The sequence below is a fragment of the Vibrio orientalis CIP 102891 = ATCC 33934 genome (assembly GCF_000176235.1).
Taxonomy (GTDB): domain Bacteria; phylum Pseudomonadota; class Gammaproteobacteria; order Enterobacterales; family Vibrionaceae; genus Vibrio; species Vibrio orientalis.
This window is the reverse complement of the sequence record NZ_ACZV01000005.1, coordinates 1,173,314-1,196,207: the sequence shown is the minus strand read 5'-3', so window position 1 is coordinate 1,196,207 and position 22,894 is coordinate 1,173,314. Positions and strand designations below refer to the sequence as shown.

At 41.7% G+C, this 22,894-nt stretch carries 18 protein-coding genes and 2 pseudogenes; 10 read left to right on the top strand and 10 right to left on the bottom strand.

The window, feature by feature from the left end:
- Nucleotides 1-975 (bottom strand): DUF1852 domain-containing protein, encoded by a 975-nt coding sequence (locus VIA_RS16205; RefSeq protein WP_004414279.1) that lies wholly within the window; start codon nt 973-975, stop codon nt 1-3.
- Between the two features lie 336 nt (nt 976-1,311).
- Here VIA_RS16205 and VIA_RS16200 point away from each other — a divergent pair, with 336 nt between their 5' ends.
- Nucleotides 1,312-2,121, top strand: a complete 810-nt coding sequence (locus VIA_RS16200; protein WP_004414278.1) for a sulfite exporter TauE/SafE family protein — start codon at nt 1,312-1,314, stop codon at nt 2,119-2,121.
- A 106-nt stretch (nt 2,122-2,227) separates the two neighbouring features.
- Nucleotides 2,228-2,584: a VOC family protein gene (locus tag VIA_RS16195; RefSeq protein WP_004414277.1), complete on the top strand. Its 357-nt coding sequence runs from the start codon at nt 2,228-2,230 to the stop codon at nt 2,582-2,584.
- Nucleotides 2,585-2,689: 105 nt separating this feature from the next.
- On the opposite strand, the gene VIA_RS16190 is transcribed toward VIA_RS16195, so the two are convergent.
- Entirely contained in the window at nt 2,690-3,787 is a 1,098-nt protein-coding gene (locus VIA_RS16190) for a hypothetical protein (RefSeq protein ID WP_004414276.1), read from the bottom strand.
- 435 nt (nt 3,788-4,222) lie between these two features.
- On the opposite strand from VIA_RS16190, the gene VIA_RS16185 reads away from it, so the two are divergent.
- The 3 genes from VIA_RS16185 to VIA_RS16175 all read left to right on the top strand — a co-directional run bounded on the left by VIA_RS16185 (nt 4,223) and on the right by VIA_RS16175 (nt 7,330).
- A complete protein-coding gene (locus VIA_RS16185) occupies nt 4,223-5,101 on the top strand; it encodes a 6-pyruvoyl trahydropterin synthase family protein (protein ID WP_004417888.1) in 879 nt (292 codons plus the stop codon).
- A 76-nt stretch (nt 5,102-5,177) separates the two neighbouring features.
- Nucleotides 5,178-6,881: a protein adenylyltransferase SelO gene (locus VIA_RS16180; RefSeq protein ID WP_004414273.1), complete on the top strand. Its 1,704-nt coding sequence runs from the start codon at nt 5,178-5,180 to the stop codon at nt 6,879-6,881.
- Between the two features lie 110 nt (nt 6,882-6,991).
- Entirely contained in the window at nt 6,992-7,330 is a 339-nt protein-coding gene (locus tag VIA_RS16175; RefSeq protein WP_004414272.1) for a hypothetical protein, read from the top strand.
- An 89-nt stretch (nt 7,331-7,419) separates the two neighbouring features.
- Here VIA_RS16175 and VIA_RS22610 read toward each other — a convergent pair.
- The 3 genes and pseudogenes from VIA_RS22610 to VIA_RS16160 form a co-directional block, all read right to left on the bottom strand.
- Nucleotides 7,420-8,690, bottom strand: a pseudogene (locus tag VIA_RS22610) (methyl-accepting chemotaxis protein).
- 212 nt (nt 8,691-8,902) lie between these two features.
- Nucleotides 8,903-10,318: a leukocidin family pore-forming toxin gene (locus VIA_RS16165; protein WP_004414268.1), complete on the bottom strand. Its 1,416-nt coding sequence runs from the start codon at nt 10,316-10,318 to the stop codon at nt 8,903-8,905.
- A 1-nt stretch (nt 10,319) separates the two neighbouring features.
- Nucleotides 10,320-10,826, bottom strand: a complete 507-nt coding sequence (locus VIA_RS16160; protein WP_004414267.1) for a hypothetical protein — start codon at nt 10,824-10,826, stop codon at nt 10,320-10,322.
- Between the two features lie 643 nt (nt 10,827-11,469).
- Here VIA_RS16160 and VIA_RS16155 point away from each other — a divergent pair.
- A pseudogene (locus tag VIA_RS16155) lies at nt 11,470-12,318 on the top strand (site-specific integrase); the annotation flags it as partial.
- 292 nt (nt 12,319-12,610) lie between these two features.
- Here the strand turns inward: VIA_RS16155 and VIA_RS16150 are convergent.
- Entirely contained in the window at nt 12,611-13,459 is an 849-nt protein-coding gene (locus tag VIA_RS16150) for a DUF4435 domain-containing protein (protein ID WP_004414265.1), read from the bottom strand.
- The gene (locus VIA_RS16145) at nt 13,459-14,775 is read right to left on the bottom strand and encodes an AAA family ATPase (RefSeq protein ID WP_004414264.1); all 1,317 of its coding nucleotides are present in this window, start codon (nt 14,773-14,775) and stop codon (nt 13,459-13,461) included. The genes VIA_RS16150 and VIA_RS16145 overlap by 1 nt, the downstream gene beginning before the upstream one ends.
- Nucleotides 14,776-15,648: 873 nt before the next feature.
- On the opposite strand from VIA_RS16145, the gene VIA_RS16140 reads away from it, so the two are divergent.
- Nucleotides 15,649-16,512 (top strand): phage integrase N-terminal domain-containing protein, encoded by an 864-nt coding sequence (locus VIA_RS16140; protein WP_004414263.1) that lies wholly within the window; start codon nt 15,649-15,651, stop codon nt 16,510-16,512.
- Between the two features lie 344 nt (nt 16,513-16,856).
- On the top strand, nt 16,857-19,019 hold the full coding sequence (locus VIA_RS16135) for a hypothetical protein (protein ID WP_004414262.1): 2,163 nt from the start codon (nt 16,857-16,859) through the stop codon (nt 19,017-19,019).
- A 25-nt stretch (nt 19,020-19,044) separates the two neighbouring features.
- Here VIA_RS16135 and VIA_RS16130 read toward each other — a convergent pair whose 3' ends face one another.
- The 3 genes from VIA_RS16130 to rplY all read right to left on the bottom strand — a co-directional run bounded on the left by VIA_RS16130 (nt 19,045) and on the right by rplY (nt 20,512).
- Nucleotides 19,045-19,410, bottom strand: a complete 366-nt coding sequence (locus VIA_RS16130; protein WP_004417879.1) for a phage protein — start codon at nt 19,408-19,410, stop codon at nt 19,045-19,047.
- 252 nt (nt 19,411-19,662) lie between these two features.
- Nucleotides 19,663-19,797 (bottom strand): hypothetical protein, encoded by a 135-nt coding sequence (locus tag VIA_RS22605; RefSeq protein WP_004414260.1) that lies wholly within the window; start codon nt 19,795-19,797, stop codon nt 19,663-19,665.
- A gap of 436 nt (nt 19,798-20,233) precedes the next feature.
- On the bottom strand, nt 20,234-20,512 hold the full coding sequence (gene rplY, locus VIA_RS16125) for a 50S ribosomal protein L25 (protein ID WP_004414259.1): 279 nt from the start codon (nt 20,510-20,512) through the stop codon (nt 20,234-20,236).
- Between the two features lie 338 nt (nt 20,513-20,850).
- Between rplY and VIA_RS16120 the strand changes: the two genes are divergently transcribed.
- Together VIA_RS16120 and VIA_RS16115 are read left to right on the top strand one after the other, a co-directional pair.
- A complete protein-coding gene (locus tag VIA_RS16120; RefSeq protein ID WP_004414258.1) occupies nt 20,851-21,579 on the top strand; it encodes a glycosyltransferase family 2 protein in 729 nt (242 codons plus the stop codon).
- 17 nt (nt 21,580-21,596) lie between these two features.
- On the top strand, nt 21,597-22,868 hold the full coding sequence (locus VIA_RS16115; RefSeq protein ID WP_004414257.1) for an LssY C-terminal domain-containing protein: 1,272 nt from the start codon (nt 21,597-21,599) through the stop codon (nt 22,866-22,868).
- The last annotated feature ends 26 nt before the right edge of the window (nt 22,869-22,894 follow it).

Sequence of the window (22,894 nt, the reverse complement as noted above, 5' to 3'; positions counted from 1 at the left end):
CTAGGCGTAATTGGCAGACCACTGCTCAAGAACCGTTTGGTAAGGCTTAATGAAGTGTTCCTCGGCAAACTTACCTTGCTCTACCGCTAACTTACTGCGTTCTTCGCGATCATAAACAATTTGAGTCAATGAATGATCTGAATTCTTCAGGTTAGGTTGGTAACGTTGCCCTGCAACAGCGTTAGCATTGTAAATCTCAGGTCGATAGATCTTTTGGAAGGTTTCCATCGTGCTAATTGTGCTGATTAACTCAAGGTTTGAGTAGTCATTCAGCAAATCACCAAAGAAGTAGAAGGCTAAAGGCGCCACGCTATTTGGCGGCATGAAATAGCGAACCTGTAAGCCCATCTTCTGGAAGTATTGCTCAGTTAAAGAGGATTCGTTCGGTTGGTATTCATAACCTAAAATAGGGTGTTTGTTCTCTGTTCTGTGATAGGTCTTATTATCAGACACACTTAGGCAGATAACAGGCAATTTCTTAAAGTGCTGTTTATACACATTGGAGTTGATGAAGTGTTGGAATAGTTTTCCATGCAATTCACCAAAATTATCCGGAATAGTAAATGTAGATTGATCTTTATTATGGTCTAGGAGTAATACGCTGAAGTCATAATCTCGAACATAGGAAGAGAAGTTATTTCCAACGATACCTTCAATACGCTCATTGGTTTTATGGTCGATAATATGAGTCTTTAATACTTCAATCGATGGAAATACTTGGCCATCATTTTCAATATTCATATCAACAGAAACGATGTCGAGTTCAACAGAGTAGCGATCACCTGTTGGATTATCCCAGCACGCTAATGCGTTGAAACTATTGTCGATCATCTTAAGCGCATTACGTAAGTTTTCCTGACGGCTTTCTCCTCGCGCCAAGTTAGCAAAGTTGGTGGTAATACGAGTGCTGTTTGATGGATGGTAGTTTTCGTCGAGACTAATGCTCTTAATATTAAATGTGAAATCGTTATTCATGGCAATCTGGTTTCCTATATCCTTAGATGAAAGCTGGACTTATTCCTTGCTCTTTGTGAGCTTACTGCTGTTATTTTTTAATTTTCTCAGTCGCTAGCCATTGCAGTCTTTTTCGATAAACTCGAAATCTGAATCTCAAGAACTGTATTTCGTATAGAACCAAGAGCAGTGGTTCTTTTATATCGTTAATCACTGAAGGAATAACAATGGTTTTCTTTCACAATCAACATGAGAAATATTCATGTTTCATTATTTTCTAACGAGTTATATTAATGGGCTTAATGGAAAAATATCCACAAAGGGTAAACCCTGATGGATACGTAAGAGGTGAATGGAGTGAGTGAGTTACTGTTATTGGTTATCTACTGCGCGATACTGGGCAGTGGTGTTGGTTTTTTAGCGGGTCTGTTAGGTATCGGTGGGGGATTAGTGATTGTTCCGATACTGAGCGTTATATTGATCTATTTCGAGGTACTACCAAGCGATCAGGTAGTGATTGCTGCAGTCGCGACTTCTTTGGCATCCATACTCTTTACGTCTACCTCTTCAGCGATTGCCCACCATAGAAATGGCAATGTACCGTGGGAGCTTGCACCGTGGATCATGACGGGTGTGGCATTAGGCGCTTTGGTTAGCGGCTTTATGGCAGCACTTCTACCAGAACAGGTCGTTCGTTTAGTCTTCGCGATTAGTGTTGTACTGATTGCGTTGAAGATGTTTTATAGCAGCAAGAGTGATCAGCCAACTGAACGTAAGATGCCTAATAAAGGTGTATTAACGGTGCTGACGACCATTACTGGCGGGCTTTCTGCCATGATAGGGATCGGCGGCGGCGCATTGCTTGTGCCTTTGCTGACGTTTTTCTCCATCGATATGAAAAAAGCGATTGGTTGCGCATCGGCTTGTGGCATCGTGATCGCTCTGTTTGGTTCTATCGGCTATATCAGTTCGGGCAGCGCGCACTTTTCGATATCAGATGGCTTTGCGGGGTTTGTTTATCTGCCAGCTCTATTCGGTATCGTTAGTACCTCTTGGTTTACCGCACCGCTTGGAGCGAAAGCGACAAACACTCTGCCTGTTTCAACCATCAAGAAGATTTTTGCGATGTTACTTTTGGCGATGGCAGGGAATATGGCATTTAGCTAGTGCTAACTGGTGGCGGTTTATCGTGATAAGTGAAATGTCTCCTGACACACCTTGTCAGTAGCTCAAGGGTATGATTGTTCGTTCAATTAGACGGAGTTATTGAAGCATGAAAATGAATTACTTTGTTGTTGGAACGAACAACATGCAAAAGGCGACACAATTTTACGATTCACTGTTTGAACAATCAAAGTTAGAGAAAGTCGTTCCAACGAAAAGAATGACCTACTGGCTTGGCGACGATTTTGCTTTTGCTGCTGCTCTACCATTTAACGAAGCTCCGGCGACGAATGGCAATGGCACTATGGTTGGCTTTAGTGTTGGTTCGGCTGATGAAGTAACGCGGATGTATGACAAGGCCATCGAACTAGGTGCCGCGTGTGAAGGTGAGCCGGGTCAGCGCGGGCCACGCTTTTCAGCTTATGTGAGAGATCTAGATAGAAACAAAATCTGTTTTACTGATTAAGAGTGGGGTCAGGGTGCTTACATGACACCTATTTGTGCAGCTCTTACGTAGAAGAGTGAAATGAAACCACCGAGCAAAGGCCCGGTGGTTTCAGTAAGTCAGAATCTATTTAAGTGGTAAAGGATACAGTCTTATCTGAACGTTATACGCATCATTGTTAACGTCAAACAGTACATTGACGAAGTCTTCAATGTTGAAGATCCACTCTTGCTCGTAAGTTCGACAATGTAAGGTATCTGGCACGTCTCCATCTGCTAGACACATACCGCCATCATCTAGGGTTACCTCATCAGCGATTTCACAATCGTAGACAGTACCGTTGTATTCGATATCTCCAATTCCGTCGTATTCATCAACGATGGTGCAGCAGAAGTCTTTATCTGTACATACATTGGTATTACCGTCTAAACAAGACTCGTCGTCATCCCAGTAGCACACCTCTCCGCTGAAACTAAATAGCCCAGTCAGGTTAGTTGCCGTTTTTGCTCCTTTCCCTTTTTCCGTTGATTCCCAACGTTCAAGCGTACATCCTCCGTCATCACAGGTGCCGGGAATTAACGCGCCCTCATTGTCAATCACACCGATGAGCCAAACATCATCAGAAGTATTATCACCATCACCGATGATCGGTATTTCACGGCCAGTGACACTGAAATCAGGCCCGCCATCATCAGTAGGTTTGCCGAGAACGCGAGCATACACGGCATAACCGTCTCTATCAGCGGGAATACGCACTACTGCGGGATCATTGCCACTGTAACCCGTACAAGCATCAGTGACTTGCAAGGTTGTTGAATCAAGATCGGCATCACTCCCTGATTTTTTCGCCGGCCCTTTGCTACCTGACTCCATTAAAATCTGGCTGCTATCACTGCCTCTAGGCATGTTGATTACATTGCCGTAGGCGCAGCGATATTCAAACCCCGCTTGTGTTGGACATTCGCCAGGTAAATACTTATCGCCAACCGCATAAGACGGCTCAGTTAGATCACCTAGGTCCGTGTCGGTAACCTCGACAATTTCTACGTAAGTTTCACATACGTGACTGTCCTTTTTACCATGGAGAATCAGGTTGAAATGCTCGCCACTAGGAAAGCCATTGCCTAAATAGGTTCCATCACTCTTTACAGGCTTACCAGCTTCTGCGGTTAGTGAAAATAGTAACACTGTGGATGCAAGCCACAGACTCCGTTTACATGTCATACCCAACTCCATACACTCTCGTTCCACACTTATTGAGTATATGGTCAATAGTACTTTGGCATTAGAACGTATTTGCTACTTAAAGCGGTTATTAGATTGAATGATTACAAGGGAGCTACATGGCACATGTTATGCGTGACTGTATTTGTGTTACCCATGATGGTTTACACTGCTGAAAGTAAAGGCTTCCTTGTCGTCTAAACCGCCTATTGTCTTATTGCGTTTATGGTTATTGAAGGCCACTTGGACTACTTTTGAGGAGTAAGTGTATAGACTTTGTCCTTTTCCTAATCGAGGGGGATGAAAAAGGTGGACTTTACTAAGTCATTGAGACATTCTGCCTCTCCATTTTATTCACCCTAAACCATGAGACGAAGTGCCTGCTGAAATGATACTCAGCCTCCCGTATCTCATTAATGAAGTAAGGAGTTCAACTTGAACCTATTTGTAAGAGATCTTACCGTTATCGATTCTTCATACATCTGTGAACAGAGAGGCGTCGTAGGAGATAGTTGGATTTTAGACGTCACCATGTCTGGCGAGCTCAATGAGATGAGCATGGTGTTAGACTTCGGTCGGGTGAAAAAACAAATTAAGCACTTGGTTGACGAGTATGTCGATCATCGCCTGTTAGTGCCAGCTAAAAGCTCAGCCGTTACTCTCAAACCGACTAAAGTAGGCTACTCTACACTCGATGTTAAGCGCGGTGATAAGAGCATTCATCTTCACTGCCCAAATGAAGCTTATTGCTTGATCGAAGCAGAATCGATCAGCATTGAAAGTATCACAGAGCACGTATATCAAATCCTTCGCAATAACCTGCCAAGTAATGTCACGGGAATAGAGATCACGCTAAGGCATGAGAACATTTCTGGTGCGTTTTATCACTATACACACGGTCTGAAAAAGCACGACGGGAACTGCCAACGCATCGCCCATGGTCACCGTTCTCCGATCGAAATATTGATTGATGGTCAAAGAGACAGCGAGATAGAAGCTAGGTTGGCCAAACGCTGGCAAGATATCTACTTGGGCTCTAAAGAAGATCAAATCTCCGTCACGCAGCTTAACCTTAGCGAACAGGCCAAGTCTGTGACAGACGAGACTCATTTTGGATTCCGCTACACTGCGCCACAGGGTGAGTTTGAGCTGGCTATCGCAAAAAGTGAGACAGAGATTCTGCCAACGGATACCACGGTTGAGCTGCTAGCTTGCTATATTGCCGATGTGGTGAAACCCGATGTTGATGACGGTAAGTCTTTACAGGTCATTGCGTATGAAGGTGTTGGTAAAGGGGCAATGGCTTTCGCATAAGTCACAGTGATGCCTTTAGCGTAGCAAGACGTATCAATGATGGTAAGTCAGAACAAATACACGGAGTAGTAAAGCGATGACCAAAAGAATGGAATCTGAAAATTCGGCGAATATTTTTACATTAAGTGGTCTCGCTGAGGCATCCGACTACTCACTGCTAGATAATCTGACTCAAGATCCTGACGCAACGGCTGATGGCGTAGACTTTTATCCAAGACAGGTCTTCTCTGGGCATTATGTGCCCGTTAAACCGACGCCTATTGCGGATCCTATATACGTGGCTCATTCTCCGCAGTTCTTTAGCGAACTTGGCCTTGATGAAAGCTTGGCTAAAACAGACGAGTTTAAACGGCTGTTTTCTGGTGACATCAGCAATGTATCCGCACCCATGAGAGCAGTAGGGTGGGCGACGGGTTATGCGCTTTCAATTTTTGGTAACGAATACACAGATCAGTGCCCATTTAAAACAGGGAATGGGTATGGTGATGGTCGCGCTGTGTCGGTATTTGAAGGTGTGCTCAACGGTCAACGTTGGGAAATGCAGTTAAAGGGCGGGGGACCAACGCCTTATTGTCGCGGTGCCGATGGTCGAGCGGTGCTGCGCTCTAGTGTTAGAGAGTTTCTTGCGCAAGAACATATGCATTCCCTTGGGATCCCTACATCACGCTCATTAAGCTTATTTACTTCTCAATCAGAAACCGTTGACCGCCCTTGGTACAGCGAAGGATCTCGCTCGGACAATCCTGATATTATGGTGTCAAATCCGGTTGCGATTACGACCCGTGTTGCCCCTTCATTCTTGCGAGTTGGTCAACTAGAGCTGTTCGGTCGAAGGGCTCGTGCGAACGAACACCCGAATGCAATGTCGGAACTCGAAATACTGGTACTGCACGTCATTGACCGTGAGTATAACGAACAGATTGCAGCAGACCTTCCATTAGCAGATAAAGTGCTGGCTCTTGCTACAGAGTTTCAAGACAGGTTGACCTCTTTAGTCACGCATTGGTTGCGTGTCGGCTACTGTCAGGGGAACTTTAATAGCGATAACTGCGCCGTGGGAGGATTCACCCTAGACTACGGCCCGTTTGGTTTCTGTGAATACTTTGAACCTTACTTCCAGCCTTGGACGGGCGGCGGTCGCCATTTCTCTTTCTTCAACCAACCTTTAGCTGCCGAGAAGAACTTCGAGAGTTTTTGTTCTGCCTTAAAACCGCTATTGCAATCAGAGTCGGCAGAGCTAGACAAGTTGGAACGAATAGAAGGGGAGTTCTCTTCCGTTATGCAGGCTAAAGTCAGCGCTATGTGGGCATCTAAGCTCGGCATGCAAACATTCGACAGCGAATTGTTTAATCAACTTCTAGCACTTATGATGAAAAGTCATGTTGATTACACCATCTTTTTCCGCGAGCTCTCTAACATTCCGTCTGATTTCTCAGAGCTCGCGCCGTGCTTTTACGCACAGACAACAGAAGAGCTCGAACAAGAGTGGAGTCTATGGCTTGCATCATGGCGTCAGCTGCTTAATCCGGCGTTAAGTCATGAACAACGAGTTAACCAAATGAAAAAGGTCAACCCTAAGTATACTTGGCGTGAGTGGCTTATCGTCCCTGCCTATGAGCAAGCAAAAATGGGAGACTTTTCTCTGATCAATGAGCTTCAAGATATTTTAGCCAAGCCATACGATGAGCAAACTGAAGCGATCGAGAACAAATACTACCAGCTAAGGCCATTGGAGTTCTTTGCCGCTGGTGGCGTTTCCCATTACAGCTGTTCGTCTTAGTAGCAAGCGGCACTTTTTGCAATCAGGTGCCGCCTTTAGCAACTAAATCGATACTAGGTTCTTCCCCTGATAGTGATACAATCCCTGCATCAGAATTACCGAGACACTCTATGTTTATCCATCATGTTAACGGCATCGACTGGCTAGTGATTACCGCTTTTGAAGAACTGAAAACTATGTTTATCGAAGATGCCGGTGCGATCCCCTCATGCTTTTCTACCGTCAGTGAATTGAGCCTGATTGATCAAGCTAAGCGCGCTTATGGATATTTGCCTACACTCAGCGGCGTAATCACCGATACCGGCACGTTTCTAAGCCAGGATAACGAAGAAGATTTGAATCCACAGCTTGCCTGCTTAGTTGAGGGGCGTGGCCGTGTGTTTATCTATCACGGCGGCTTTGTCGCTTTTGTCGATGACGAGCAAACCTTTATTACCCGCATGGACTGAAGGTTATTCAATAAGTTGAAATCGGTGAATTGAATAGAGCCTGCTCTCAAGTAATAAACAAGATCTGACTCTGTTCAATCCAACCGTCACTATTTCTCTTTAAATTGATCAACCGCAGCGGCAACATTTTCAGCGCCTTCATAAATTTCATTCATTGTAGAAGAGACCTCTTCTATTTTCGTGTTGGCTTCCTCTGCAATTTCACTGACCTCGGAGATGGCTTTGGTCACTTCCGTAGTGAGTGACATATTTCGATCTACGACTCGTGTGATTTCTTCGGTTGACTCTGAAGTCCTTGAAGCTAGTTGACGCACTTCATCGGCAACAACCGCGAAGCCTCAATCGCAGCATTTAACGCGAGAAGGTTCGTTTGGTCAGCAATCCCCCCGATGGTTTTTACAATTTCGGAGACATCTTTGGAGAGAGCGGCCAACTCTTCAACTTTAGAAATTGAGCCCGTGAGGTTCACCACCATTTTTTGCGAGATATTGACCGTTCCTTTGAGTACTTGATTGCCCTCTTGAGCGACTTGGGAGGTTTCTACAGCAGTACTATAGGCGACATTGGCAGCGTCAGAGATAGCTTGCTCACGTTCAACATCCTGAGTGATATCAGAAGCGAACTTAACGATTTTGTAGACCTCACCCTTGGTGTTTCGTATCGGGCTATATGAAGCTTGTATCCATAAGTTTGTCCCTTGCTGTGTTTTCCTCAAAAAACGCCCTGAAAAAGCCTGACCGCTCGCCAATTGCTTCCAGAAGTTAGGGTTCTCCTGATAAAAATCGTCAAAACAGAACATCTTATGGTGTTTTCCAACTATTTGGTCAAGGTTGTATCCAAGTCCATTAAGGAAGTTCTCATTCGCATTGATAATGGTGCCATCGGTTTCAAATTCAATGACCGCGAAGTTTTGATTTAGGCCAGCGATGATATCTCGTTGGGAGCGAGCTTGAGTGACTTGCTCAGTCACAACATTGGCAATTTTCATTACTCTCTCAATTTTCCCTTCGTGATTAGCGATAGGGAAATAAGTGGCCTCAATGATCACTAAATCGCCAGCTTTGTTGTATCGCTCAAATGTACCTGACTTAGGTTGTCCTCGTGCAAGAGAGGACCAAAAGGCATGATATTCATTACTTTGAGTATAACGAGGGTCGCAGAAGATACGATGATGCTGACCTTGTACCTCACTGAGTTCATAGCCCATGGCTTCTAAGAATGGTGTGCTAGCCGATAAAATGTTCCCTTGTGGGTCAAACTCTATGGTTGCCAATGATTGCTTGAGTGAATCGACGATGAAGTCATTCAGTGTCGGGTTTAAGTCTCTAGAGGGCTGAGAGCTTGATTTAAAAGGCCACATAATTTATCTCTTATTAATATAAATGTCATAATAAGTGTTCACCATTATGGGGATTTTTCAAGTAACAACTATTCCTTGCTCTTAAACCACATATGGTTCAAATAAAAACTAATGTGGATGCTGAATGCATACCTACAGTAATCACGCTTAGCGTAGTACAGACAGTAAAGAGCTTAAAGTGGATACTTTAAGCTCTTTTTTAAAAACATTGATTACAGCTTAATTTGTTGAAGAACGGGCTTCCATCTCGCGTGGGTAGCTTGATCTTCCGGTGTTATACCAACGTTTTGACCAGACACTATATTTAGAACATAGCGATCGTTCGAGCCATCAACGTAACGGCTGATTAGCTTATCACCTTCCCAGAACCATTTCTGCGCCAGATTAGAGCCGCATGATTCTACCGTTAAAGTCTTAGACGCTGAGACAGTCAGGCAACGATCTGGATCAACACGACTGCGGTATCGTTCTTGTTTGTCCAGGCCCCAGGTTTGATTCCAATTGCCATGGCAAGAATAACCATTCACTTCTCCACCTTCTACTGACTTATCACCATTGGTACCGTATACATCAAGACATAGATCGTTGTTGCTTAATGACTGCAAGGTAACGTGTGCTTCTGCTTCAAACAGTGGATGGCTCCAATCAATTATGAATGACGTATTGATAGAGCGAGCGATCCATGATGAACCCGCAGGGCCATATACCGAGAACAGCGCAGATGGAATAACATCGCCATAGCGTGCCTTTGCAGTGAACTGGGCACCGATTTCAAACTTAGTCGTCCCATCTTGATTCACAGGCGCTTCATATATAACGTCATAGTTTGGTTTGAAGTTTGCGTAAGAGATCGGATTAAACTTCGATTTATCAAATACCCAGCCGCTGCCCCAGTGTGCGGCAGTGAAGTAGCAGCCTAGCTCCTGACGCCTTAGCTCTGAACACTCGTCAAACTCACGCTCAAATGAGAGCTGAAAATCGCTCAGCGAAGAACGGTTGTTTACGCGGTAGTCTTTGGTATCAAATACCAGCGTTTTTTCATTCTTATAGCTGAATGAGGCACCCACTTCGCCACCGACCTTAGGGCCATCTTTACCCACTTCTGCACCTAATGAGCCATTGATGCCAATTGAATAACCATGCGTATCTCGGTGCTGGTAGTTTTTGTTTTCATTATGAGGAAAATCGCTGACTTTTTTCGGTACATAACCCGAGACAGGTTTCACCCATAAATCATAACTGCTGGCAAACGGGCCGATGTATGTACGACGGTTTGCCCAGCTCTGAAACCAACTATGATCCTGCTGCAGGTCATCGACCAGATGGAAGCCTGTGCCAGGTTTGTCTGCATCAATAGTAAAGCGAACGATCTTAGCGTCTGGCGTGAAGCCTTGTGAAGTGGATGATTGAACAGAACGCATTTGAGCAACGGTTACTCGCAGATCAACCGATGCACCAGCATTACACCAATCGCGCGTTTTATCGAAATCTTTACTCGTGTACAGGTTACACGTCATCTTAGAGCTAGTGATGTAGTGTACAGTCTCAACAATAGGTACATAGTTGTCGGCAAAGGCATTGGTAGAAGCGGCGAGTAAAGAAAGTGTGCAAAAAGTAGAAGTTTTCATATTACTTACCTCCAAAACCAAGACGATCTAGAGCATGAACCAGCGAGTGGTTGAGACTTGCTAGTTCAGCTGAAGGGTTATTAATTGATTGACCATTTTCATCGCGAACGTCGGCCACAATAGAATTAATGATCTTGTCGCCCTGATAAAGGCCGGTGACAACAAGAGGGCTGTCGCTACCTAGCCCAGTTAACGATTGGCTCAGTTCGATTTTTGCTTCTTCTCCTGGAATTTGACGTAGGTCTATGATGACAATATCTCCCTGATAAATGTGTGATTTTGCTTTGTTGATGTCATCATCGGATGCCGTTGCTACGTTAATGTAGAGTGCATCATTGTTAGCCAAGCTACCGTCGTAAAATCGACTTGATTGCTGATAGTGATCAGTGATTGATTGAGATATCTCACTTTCACTTCCGAGTATCTGAATATCAGCAAATGAATGTGCAGCGATTAAAGAAGAGAGCAGGGTAACTGCGCCTAACACTTTAGTGTTTTTCTTATACATACCAGAATCCTAGTAAAGAGTTCCTACTAAATAACAAACCAATAATCAGTTATTAATCTCTGATATTTGATTTTTTCTCGTGCGGGAATTAAGTACCTTTTGAAGCTAAGTAATACTCCAAATCAATCCCGTGTTTTATTTATTAACACGGTAAATAAGTTTCGGAAAAGGGAATTTTTATATTAGTCTTTGTGAATTTATATTTATTAAAGTGTGATGTTTATTCAGTGTTGATTGCAGGGATGAAGGTGGGTTAATTCTTACAAATACTATGGTTTTTATTTCATGAAACGGATAAAAGAGCACTTTATCATTAGTCTGATAACAATTTTGATATTTAGCATTGGCTTGATTAAACCGATGAGACAAATGGCAATATATTGATAACTTTATGTTTTAGATGGTATTAATTTATATATCAGCAATTATGTATATTCTTTGTTCGATTTGGTGGTGCAGTTATGGTACTTGTGAGGATATATTTACCGTTCAAAATGCCTTAAAGGTTAATGTTTAAAAAATAATTAAAGTAATTGCTCTAATTTTATTTTTGTCAGCAGTTTAATATTTAGGGAGAAAGAGAGATATAGATCAAAATTATTTCATATAGGAAACGTTAAAGAACGCCATGCCCTACATGGTGTTAAATGAGCACGTTGGTAAATATTATTCTGAGCTTACTAATCGGCAGCTAAATGGAAAAATCAGCAACCTGAAAAAGATATTTTCCTATTTGGCTGATGAGAGTGCGATAGAGAGTAACTTTGTTCTTAACAAGAAACAGCGACGTTTATCCAAAGAGGATTGCACCAAAGCGCGTCACAATTTAGACTACGGAAGCTATCTTCAGATCTATGAAGCGGCACCACTGTTCTTGAAAGTAGCAATGTCTTTAACCGTAGAGACGACTCATGCTGTACGAGAAATCTACAGATTGCGCTATCGAATCAAGAAGCCTAGGGAAGGCGTATGCGGTATTCTTTGGAATCCAGAGGGCAGGGTGGATTACATTGACGGCCAACCCATCTACGGCACGCTTTATATCCATCGTCAAAAAGTCCAAAAATCTGAGACATCTGCGGTAGCGATTCCAGTCACTCAGGCGATTAAGGATATTGTCGATCTGTCCAAAACTTCAAGGCTGCATTGCCCATACGTGGTGCATAGAAAACCTCGCCAATTACAAAGAGGTATCTCTAAGGAAACGGATCATCTTTACCAGGTTCACCATCACAATATCAGTAAAGAGTTCAGCAAAGTAAGAGATTCTTTGGGCCTATACGATCACCTTAAGAAAGCCCTTCGACCAACCTATCATGAGATCCGAGGCTTATCGGCCAGAATGATTGAAGAGCAGGGCATAAGCGCAACGGAGAGAATGGCCCATGCCAATGCTGATACAACGAAGATATACACGAGAGAAAATGATATTCGCTGGAATCAGGTTCCAGCGATTGAGGTTGAACCAAAGATGAGTTGGGGAGGCAGGTAAGCTTCAAGTCTATTGATTTGTATCAATGAGTTCTAGAAAATCTTAATACAAAAGCTTGTGAGCAGCCTTTCTAAATTAAAGATCACTGAAATGCAATATACTCGCTATACACCTGTTTTAAGTACAGATCAGAGAAAGATCTATGACCGAGAAGCCGGATAGTCACTATGTTCAGATATAAATTCAATCTTGACTAGAAGTAAACGCTTCAATGTTCTACTAAAAACAGTAAGTTGCATTGTGAAGGAAGAAAAAGGCAGTATATTTATACTGCCTTTTTCATACGTTGATTCTAAACAAGGTTTACTGCTAAGTTTAAGTCTTTGAAGGTGTCAACACTGCAGTTGTTAGACAATCGATGTTTAATTGCTATATTAGTGCTATTAGTCTTAACGTTCTTCTTAAGTCTCATAAGTAGTAGCGGCATTAAGACATCCTTACCAGAAATATAGCTCAAGAAGTCGCAGTCACTAAAACTAACTATCTGTGATACTTCACTTCTTGCCTCCTCATATGTCTCAATATCCGTTGCTTGAATAGTGCTTACTCTTACTTCTTTAATATGGTTTTGAATTTTTTCGCTATCAACAATACCTGTATTATCATTAATCAGGCATTTGTGACCGTGTGATACGGTTTTAATGTGGGGAGCAATCTTCTTTGCTATCGCATATTCAATATATAATAATAATAGATTCTCTTTATTAGAGTTTACCCACCCATTAAAATCGAATATTTTTCTCAAAGTTTCAATTTCTTTCTCTGGGTCTTCTTCTTCCATTATTTTTAAAATCGATTCAGAACAAATTAAATGATTCTCTATGCAGTATCTAGGAAGAATATACAAACCCTTAAGATTATGTTTTTCGCCAGTTAAAAGATACAAATCACCGTCTATTATATATATTCTAGGTCGATCACTTTTTACTTGATCATCGTGACAAGCTTTAATAACTTCTAGTCTCCCTCCCAAAGGGAAAACATTTTCAACCTGGTATTTCCCTTTAAAATATCTAGACATAAGTTTTGTAAAAAGCTTCTTATATCCAACTGCAGTATCTTCAATATAAATATCAATTTCATTATACTGTTGAAAGAATTTACTCTTAGCTTTTTTTGCGTTTGATTTTCTCTCGAGCATTAATCACTTTCCCTCACGTACTTACACTTATTCCCCAAATCACCCACAATATCGGGTGAATGCGTAGCAAGTATAAATTGCGTTTCAGGACTAACCTTTAGAATGATCTCGGAGAAAATCTCCTGCCACCTCATATGAAGTGAAAGCTCAGGTTCATCAATAACAATAACGCCTTTTTTAGTTATCATTTCTGAGCCATATTTATTAAATAGTACGTGAGCAACGATAATTAAAATTTGACGTTCACCTGAAGATAAACATTCAACACCTATAGATTTTGCTTTACCATTAACTTTAAGAGCAAGCCTACCAACTGTATCCATCGTTAAAATCTTGTTTGAATCTTTAAAGAAGAGATTGATCGTATCTATAAATTTATTAATTGGTTCATTTATTTCTGAAATCCTTTGCTCGTACTTATCTATAACTTCAACCATGTCTGAAATACGTCCAATGATAGCCTGATTCATCAACCAGTTTACATTTAGAGTTGCATCTTCCTGATCATCTTCTAGATCTGAAAGTAATTTATTCAAACTTGAAAAAAACACATTAACTTCCTGAGTTATCGAGCTATCTACATCGCTAATTCTGTGGAGTGCAGTTAATATTTCTTTTTTCTTTTTAATAAGAAGCTCTGCTTTGTTTCTATTGTTTAGTAATTCTTCAGACTCAAAGTCAAAAAACTTAAAGGTAGACTTTAATATGCTATCTCTAAGTTCACTATCCATCTTTCTCTCTTCGTTTCTTATACCCTTATAAGCATTTTGTATCAGAATTTGAGTTTCTATTAATGCATCTCCTAGAAGCCCGAGAGACAGTTCTCTTCTAGTTCTTGGTGAATTTGCAAATGAGTCATAATGATAGTATTTGTTACTTATTTTGTGATCACTTTTTTTTCTATCTACTCCTAAAAATATTGGAGTAGGCATTCTTTCTACTTTTCGAAAGAAGTCATTTGCAAACGAAGATATAGCTCTTCGTCCGTTTTCAATGTATTCGTCGTAAGCATTCTCTAATATCTCTCGTGGTAATTTTAGATTCTTCTCATTAATAATAAATTCTATTAGTTGCCCGCAATCATTAACGGCGAGGATATTTTCTTTATTGTTTCTAAAGTAAATTAATTCACAGTATTTAAATTTGATTTGTGAGAAAAATTCAGGTGTTGGATTTAAAAGTGCTTTTATAATCTTAATTGCAGTTGTTTTGCCCGAGCCGTTTGAACCTATAAGAAAGTTGACGTCTTGGTTAAAATTTACATCGAAGTCCATATAGCCATGAACCCCTTGCGCTGAAAAACTTACCAGTTTCAAGGTTTCACCTCGGTTGTTATACAAATATTCACCAAGATTATATGTGCATACTTGCTGAGCACCAAGTTTGGTTTTCTGTTTGTCGACACCAATCAAATTTTTATAGGCACGAATATATATACCCTAAACCATACAGCATTAACCGTTTTTTGAGATGACTAAGCGTCCCAAGAAGCTATTGGGGTTAGTTGAAATTTTCTCTTCAGTACATAACGGTAATCCACTGTCAATAGTGTGATAATGACTCAAATATTTTAAGGCAAATTTGGGCTGGGAGATTTAAGAGTCTAACTCACAATAGGACGAAAACGTCTTTGAATATGACCATAAAAACAAGATAGATAAAGCGAGATTGCATTAGTCCTGTCACTACTAATAAAGGAGTGACAGGACAGACAGCGCCCGCATTTACTACCTTCCGAGCCGATTCTCAGAATTATCAACGAATGACGCCGAAGCAAAACTGGCGCTGAGAGCGTCACCAAATTTGAATACTCAGCCTCCATCGCACACAATGAAATGGAATTAAATACGCAGCCATTGCTGCATAGCCTACTTGTAAAAGAAACCAATTAATTACCAGCGCATTCTTATCTCACTAGCCCAACGGGCTTCTGGGGATTAAGCAATTGCACATGGCTTACAGTCATTCAATTGTTCGGAATTTCTGACCGCACAGTAGTCTCACTCCATTACCTAATTGCTTCAACGAAGCGATAGGCGTTCTGTCGAAATGAACGGGGGTAACAACACTAATCTGAAATCGCATTGATACCTAACTACTGCACCCGTGAAATAAGAACCTTCGAATGACAGAGAAAGAGCCGAAACCACGGCTCTTTATTTTTCATTGAACAAGAAGAGGGTTAGCGCATGGCTACTAATTTCTATTTCCAAATTACCCGTTTACTAAACCGAAACCCAGACGGCTCGAAAGCCACTCAAGCAGAGAGAAAGAAAGTGCTCAAGCTGGTGGACAGTCTACTGAAAGAGCTGAATGTACGAAACTTAGAGCTAAAGAACTTTGGCCGTCGACACGCCGTAAAGTTGTTAACTCATTGGCAATCGCAAGGCTTATCGGCAGGTACAATAAAAAACCGAATGTCTCACCTAAGATGGCTATCAGAAAAAATTGGTAAGCCTGGTCTTATACCCGCTAACAATGCTTCTCTCGGTATTGAAAAGCGCCACTACGTTACAAACATCAATCGGTCCCGCCACATATCAAATGAGCAGTTATCTAGGCTCAATAACCGCTATTTAGAAGCGAGTTTCAGATTACAGGCCGCCTTTGGTCTTCGCCGAGAAGAGTGCATGAAGATAATACTGCGCTTTTCAGATAAAGGTGATCACTTAGTCCTGACTAAAACAAAAGGCGCTAGACCGCGAACCGTACCAATCAGAACCCAAGCGCAACGTGAACTTATCGATTCGATAAAAAAGTGGGTGGGGGATGGATCACTTATACCGAAAGAGGATACGTATAAAACGCACCTAGGTAGATACGAACGAGCATGTATCAAGATGGGACTCGATCGTGCACATGGCCTGAGGCATGCGTATGCGCACCAGCGATACCTTGAGTTGACGGGTAATAGCGCTCCTGCTGCGGGAGGGCCGTCAACGAAAGGGTTGAGTGGTGCAGACAAGCTGCGTGACTATGAAGCCAGAATGATCATTAGCGAAGAGCTAGGACACGGTCGAGAGGAAGTGACTGCGGTTTATCTAGGGCGTTGAATTAGCGGTTAGATTCCAACAACCGATCTTAAAAGTGTTCTAGGTTAGAACACTTTTTGTCATTTCAGGAGTGGCAGAGTGTTCAAAGTCAGAACATTTTTAGCTGTGTGTCCGAGTTTTCCTAACTTGTTCTTGCCCCATTGTTGGATAGACCTTTTACTCATTCATATCCTGTTCGCCGTGAATTCCCGTGTTGTATTACGGGGGTAAATTCCACCTTACTATCAGGTCTACTTATCAAAATCGCCAAGTCAGCTTTCACTTTTCTTATGGAATAACATACCATTCAATCTAATCTATTGATTTATAACACTATTGACGCTTTTGTTACTAGAGGAAGTTGGATGACTATATTAAATGTGCAATTGAAGAACTGTTACGGAATTTCAGAATTAAAGTATGACTTCGACTTTTCTGGTCGTGGAAATCGAGCTTTTGCCATCTACGCTCCAAATGGATTAATGAAAACCTCGTTTACGAGAACATTTGATGCTTTACGACAAGAGAAACAACCTCAGGAAGAGAGGTTTCAACGCCCTTCCACTGCGAATGTTAATTTCAAGGGGGATCAGATAGACCCGAATTCTATCTACGTCCTCAATTCAAACATAGATCTCACCACTGATGACGAATCCGTCACTAACCTTTTGATCAACAGAGAAAGTAAAGAGAAATATGATTCATTAGTTAAAGATATTGAAAGTGCTAAATCTAAAATGCTTTCGAAACTTCAAAAACTTTCAAAGGTTAAAAAAGCTGACGTAGAAGAAACAATTCGTAAAGATTTCCCTGCACAGTCACTTATCGAATCTCTGCAAAAAGCAAAAACTATTTCACCTACATTCTCATCAGATAAAGTTTTTTATGCCGATGTTTTTCATCAAAAGGCAGTAGAAGTACTAGACAGTCCTGAGTTTGTATTAAAAGCACGAGAGTTTCTTGAACGCTATGACGATGTTTTTAAATCAAGTGGAGGACTATATCTAAAAGGAGTTTTTAACCCTAACCAAGCTGACGCCAGTCGTGATGCTCTAGAAAAAAACGCTTTTTTCGACGCTGGTCATACCATAAAAATACAAGGTGACACCGGAGACATTGGGCTAGAAGAATTTAAAGAAAAAATTAAAGAAGTAAACAAAGAGATAGATACAGACACAAAGCTCAAAACTCTCAAAACTAAATTGGCAAAAAATGCTCAATCTATGGCAATCCAAACTCTCTTAGAGTCGAGCAGTCCAACTGAAGCTGAATCCTTAATTGTTAATTTGAATCCTGGTAAACGCGAATGGTTCAAACAAGAACTATGGCGAATGTATATTGAGAACTGTCCTGAAGTAGATCTTTTTTTGTCAGCATGGGAATCGAATAAAGAACAGATCCAAAAACTTGAGGAGCAAGCTGCTCAAGAAGCCCCTCAATGGCTGGATGCAATAGAACTTTTTAACTCTCGTTTTGTCGATATGCCATTCAAGTTAGGTTTGTTTAATCAATCTGACGCAATTCTAGGAAAATCAAAAGCTGTATTGAAGTTCATATTTACAGATAAAGAAGACACCCTAGAATGCGAACGCCATGAAATATCCTCCCTCAGCCAAGGAGAACGCCGAGCTTTGTACTTGCTTAGCTTTATTTTTGACGTTGAGTATAGAAAAAGGGAGTCTCTAGAAACAATCTTCATAATTGACGATGTAGCTGATTCTTTCGACTATAAAAACAAGCATGCAATTTTGCAGTATCTAGATGACTTGAATAAAACAGAGTTCTTTTATCAAGTAATCCTAACTCATAACTTCGATTTCTACCGTTCTCTATTACTGTCATTTATCCCTGATAAACGATGTTTAATGGTGAATAAATCAGAGACAGAGTTGCAACTTGTTCAATCAGAGGGAGTACGAAACATCTTTGTTGGGCTTTGGAAGAAACACGTAACAACTTCTAATTCAATTCTATATTCATGCGTACCATTCACTAGAAACCTAATTGAGTTTACTACTGGCACGGACGATGAAGGCTATCTACTTCTGACAAAGTTACTACATTGGAAGCAAGGCTCTAGTGACATAACCGTTGGTCAATATTTCGAGGTATATAATCAGGTATTTTCTACTGAACATAATCCTGAGAATCAGGATTCCTATATGATTGATTTACTTTTTGATACCGCAGGCTCAATCGTCAGCCAAGCTGATCATGAAGGTGTTAACTTACAAGATAAGGTTCTTTTATCCATAGCAATTCGAGTAAAAGCAGAAAAGTTTATAACTGAGGAATTGAGAACAGTTAAGGGAGCCGATTATTGGAGTACTCAGTTTTCCTATGGCAGGCTCTTAGGTAAAGAATTCGAAACTCAATTTCCAGATTCACAACATTTACCTACACTTAAAAAAGTTAGTGTCACCGTATGTTCAAACATTCACTTAAACTCATTTATGTATGAGCCAATTTTAGATTTATCGATTACTCACTTGATTGACTTATACAATGAGATAAGTGGTCTTACATAATTTAAGAGGGCTAATGCCCTCTTTTTTACTTTAGTGATGCTAGTACCCTAGCGTAACTTAACAGCTTTCGTGAAGTTTTAATTTCTAATTCTGATTGTATTTCTAGCAGCGCAATACCCGTCAGTACCTGTTGAGGTGATACCAGTTGGCCAGTTGGAAGCTCCAACTTGTTTGCCACTACCTTAAACCCTTTCCATTCTTCGTAATGACTTAGGGCCATTCTTTTGTGTATTTTCATTAGTTTTCTGCATTCATTCGGAATAGGATTACCTTTATCCCATCCTCGAACTGTCCCTATGCTTTTACAGCATATCTGAGCTACGTCTTCTATAGATAAACCACAGTTAAACTCACGGAAAATTTGACTCTTAGTCATTTCGTGATACTTCATAACTTGTTCCCTTGTTAAATACGGGAGCGTAAAAGTACCGATACGTGACGTTGTCATTTCAAATGTGAAACTAGTTCCATTTAACTTAAGGTTGCAAAGTGCGCACTGTACGAAGGCGCACTAATTGGCAAGTTTGCCTTATAAAAAGTTATTCATGCATTGCAAATGTTCGAATTTCCGAAAATGATAATTGTCCAAAAATGAGTTAATCCCTCAGGTCAATTTAAAGATAAGCAGCTGCGAATGAGCGCTTTACTCGTGGCTGCCTTCTTCTTCGACTTCTAAATCTACCTCTACTTCAACCAAATCTGCCAGTTCATCTGCATGTGCAGTATGAGCATCTAATCCTTCGAGTAGCTCTTGCTCGGTCAAAGTCATCATTTTCATTTCTGTAGCCTCACCAGTAAGCGATTTAATAGGAAGTATATCACTGATGGAGGATTTACTCCGAAGCCGTTTAGAGGCTTTAGGAGGCACTTTCGGATATGTTCTAGAGTTAAAAAATAAAGTAGGGGGAGTGGGGCAGTAATTTGAGTCGTGGTGAAAATGGGTCTAAGATAGTTGAGAGAGAAACTACTGCATAAGTCCACCTTTCGTCCACACTTAATCCACCCAAAAATGATGTGGTTATTGTAGGGGGAGTTAAAGTGGCAAAGTTTCAGTAAGTTGAAGAGAATTGAGAGCGTTTTTGAGGGCTCAAAAACGGTGAAACCCCGATGTTGGTAGCATCGGGGTTTCGAATTTTTAGACTTCTCGGATGGTAAGGCCGATTATCTTATATGCAAAAGGCTGGATTTAATCCAACTAATTCCTTGGAAGGAAATTAGATACGGATGAAGTCCATGTGCTCAACTTTTGGCTTGAACGCGTGACGTTGAACGTCTTGTGGCTTAACCTTAACTTCTGCGCCGTCGATCACTAGAGTGATTGCTTCGTAGAATTCTGGCTTGTCCATTTGGTTCATAACTTCATCGTGTGTAAGAACGATAGCTACTGGTGCTGCTTCACCGCCGTATACAACTGCAGGGAATTTACCAGCGTGACGTAGGCGGCGGCTCGCACCTTTACCTAGTTCAGTACGTACTACTGCTTCAAATTTCATAGTATTACTCTCAAAAAATTAAGATATTCATATTCACACTAACAATGCGACCTTGTTAAGTGTCTAACCGCTTAAGAGAAATTGGTAGTAACTCTGTAAGCGAGCGCGGATACTATCACTCAATCCCCATTCTAGCAATAGATATTCAGCTTTTAGCCTCTATTTTAAGGGCAAATAGAATCAATCGGTTAACTTTGATTCAACTCACCTTTGCGTGGGTCTGAGCGAGTAAATGAACCGGATCTGAATAAAGCCCTCACTACGGGTTAAGTTAGTGCCTTGTAATCTTAATACCAAGTTAACCAAACCTGTCTATTCAAGATTATAAGGAGCGCATTATGGGCCCAGTAAGTATTGTTGTTATCACGTTAAACGAAGAAAAGAGAATCGGTCGTTTAATGGAAGACTTAAGTAAGCAAACACACAAAGACTTTGAAGTGATTGTTGTTGATTCAAACAGTGAAGATGCAACCAGAGAAGTCGCAACGGCTTACGAGTCGTCATTACCGCAGCTGACGGTACATAAAATGGAAACCCGTGGCGTGAGCTTAGGCAGAAACACCGGCGCCGAACTGGCTAAGCATGAGCGTTTACTGTTTTTGGATGCCGACGTTCAGTTAGAACCGACCTTCTTGGCAAACGCGATTAGCCAACTAGAAGACAAGCAGTTAGAAGTCGCTGGCGTGTATATGGGGTCGAAGAATCTTCCTCTGGTGCATAAGTTTGGCTATGGCCTGTTTAACTTAGGTTTGTTTGTCACTCAGTTCGTCTTTCCAACCGCGGTTGGGGCCTGCATTTTTTCTACCAAGCGTGTCCACCAGCAGTTGAACGGCTTCGATGAGGAAATTGTTCTATGCGAAGACTGTGACTATGTAAAACGTGCAAGTAAGACTTGGCGCTTTAGATTCCTTAATCTTACCTTCGGCTTTGATCCTCGAAGATTAGACCAAGATGGGGTGTTTAAGATGGGGGCAACCTATCTAAAAGCGAATGTCCGTCGTTTCTTCTATGGTGAGATGCGTAACAACGAGATGGATTACAAATTCGGTCACTACAAAGAGCAATAATTGCTGGGTGATTGACGATGTTTGAAGGATTCAGTTTATTCGTAGGGGCCTTATTGGATGCTCTAATTGGCCCCAATTTATTTGTTCCCGGTGAGCCGTTTTTGATTGCGGCGGGGTATCAGTTACACCAAGGGGTAATAAGTGGTGTGATTGCGGTACTGTTAGGCGGCTTTATTGGCGATCAAGCAAGCTACTTCATTGGCCGAAAATTCGGGATGCCCGCACAAAAGAAGCTTATTCAATGGCAGCCGAAAACTCGTCGGCCAATTGCACGCTGTCGACATTTAATGGCCAAGAAGGGCAATTATGTGCTGGCATTTTCGCGCTTGCTTGGCCCGGTAGCTTGGGTAGTACCGTTCATTGCGGGGACGCAGAAAGTAACTTGGCAAAGGTTTACACTCTTTTCGAGTATTGGTCTTGTGCTAGGCGTGGCGCAGTTTGTCGCATGGGGATACTTGCTGTCTTATGGTGTTGAGCGGTTTCCTATGATCGCGCAAGCGAAATTGATCGCCACAGAGCATCTTCCAAGCATTATCGCTATCTGTATTAGTGTTGCGTTTTATCTTGTCGGTAGAAAGCTTCGTTGGCGCTTTATGTTTGCTAAGTTTACTGCTGTGTTTGCGCTCTCAATGCTGTATGCCAATTATGCGCACTTTTTCTTTTATGCGGATGATTACCAACAAGAAGCAAATACCAAGACTGAGCGACTCGCGCAGACAGAAGTTGCCCCTCAGAACGTGACATTCAAAGTCTATCCGGGCAAGTCGTCCATCTTTGATGCCCAAGCGGTGAACGTTTTTTATTATGGTGAAAATCCAAGAAATCTCATGTTAGAACTCGGCTGGATTGAGAACAAAACCTTCTCCCGAAATGACCTGGAATTTTTGGATTACATAAGACTACTGAAAGACAATACGCCACCCGTTTCTGATTTGTATTGGAATGATATCCCGCAGGAGATGGCTTTTCAGTTACCCGGTAACTTAATGAGGCGCAGCCATATACGTTGGTGGCAAGCGGGCATTGATGCGGTAAATAAACAGAAGTTTTGGGTTGGCGCTCTAAGCTATGACGATGGATTGCAGTTAACGCCATATTCGGGGATTGTGACGGTGCTGCACAGCGTTGACCCTAATGTGGATGCAGAGCGAGACAAGTTTGCCGCTCAAATCAGTGAGCAGCTTCCTGCTAAACAAGTGGAGCTTGCACTGCTTAAGCAGCCAGTTTATCTGGATGAAGAGCATGACTACTACACAGATGGTCGAGTGTTACTCGTGTCGGATAGATAAAGCTAAGGATTCTAAAAACTGCCCAT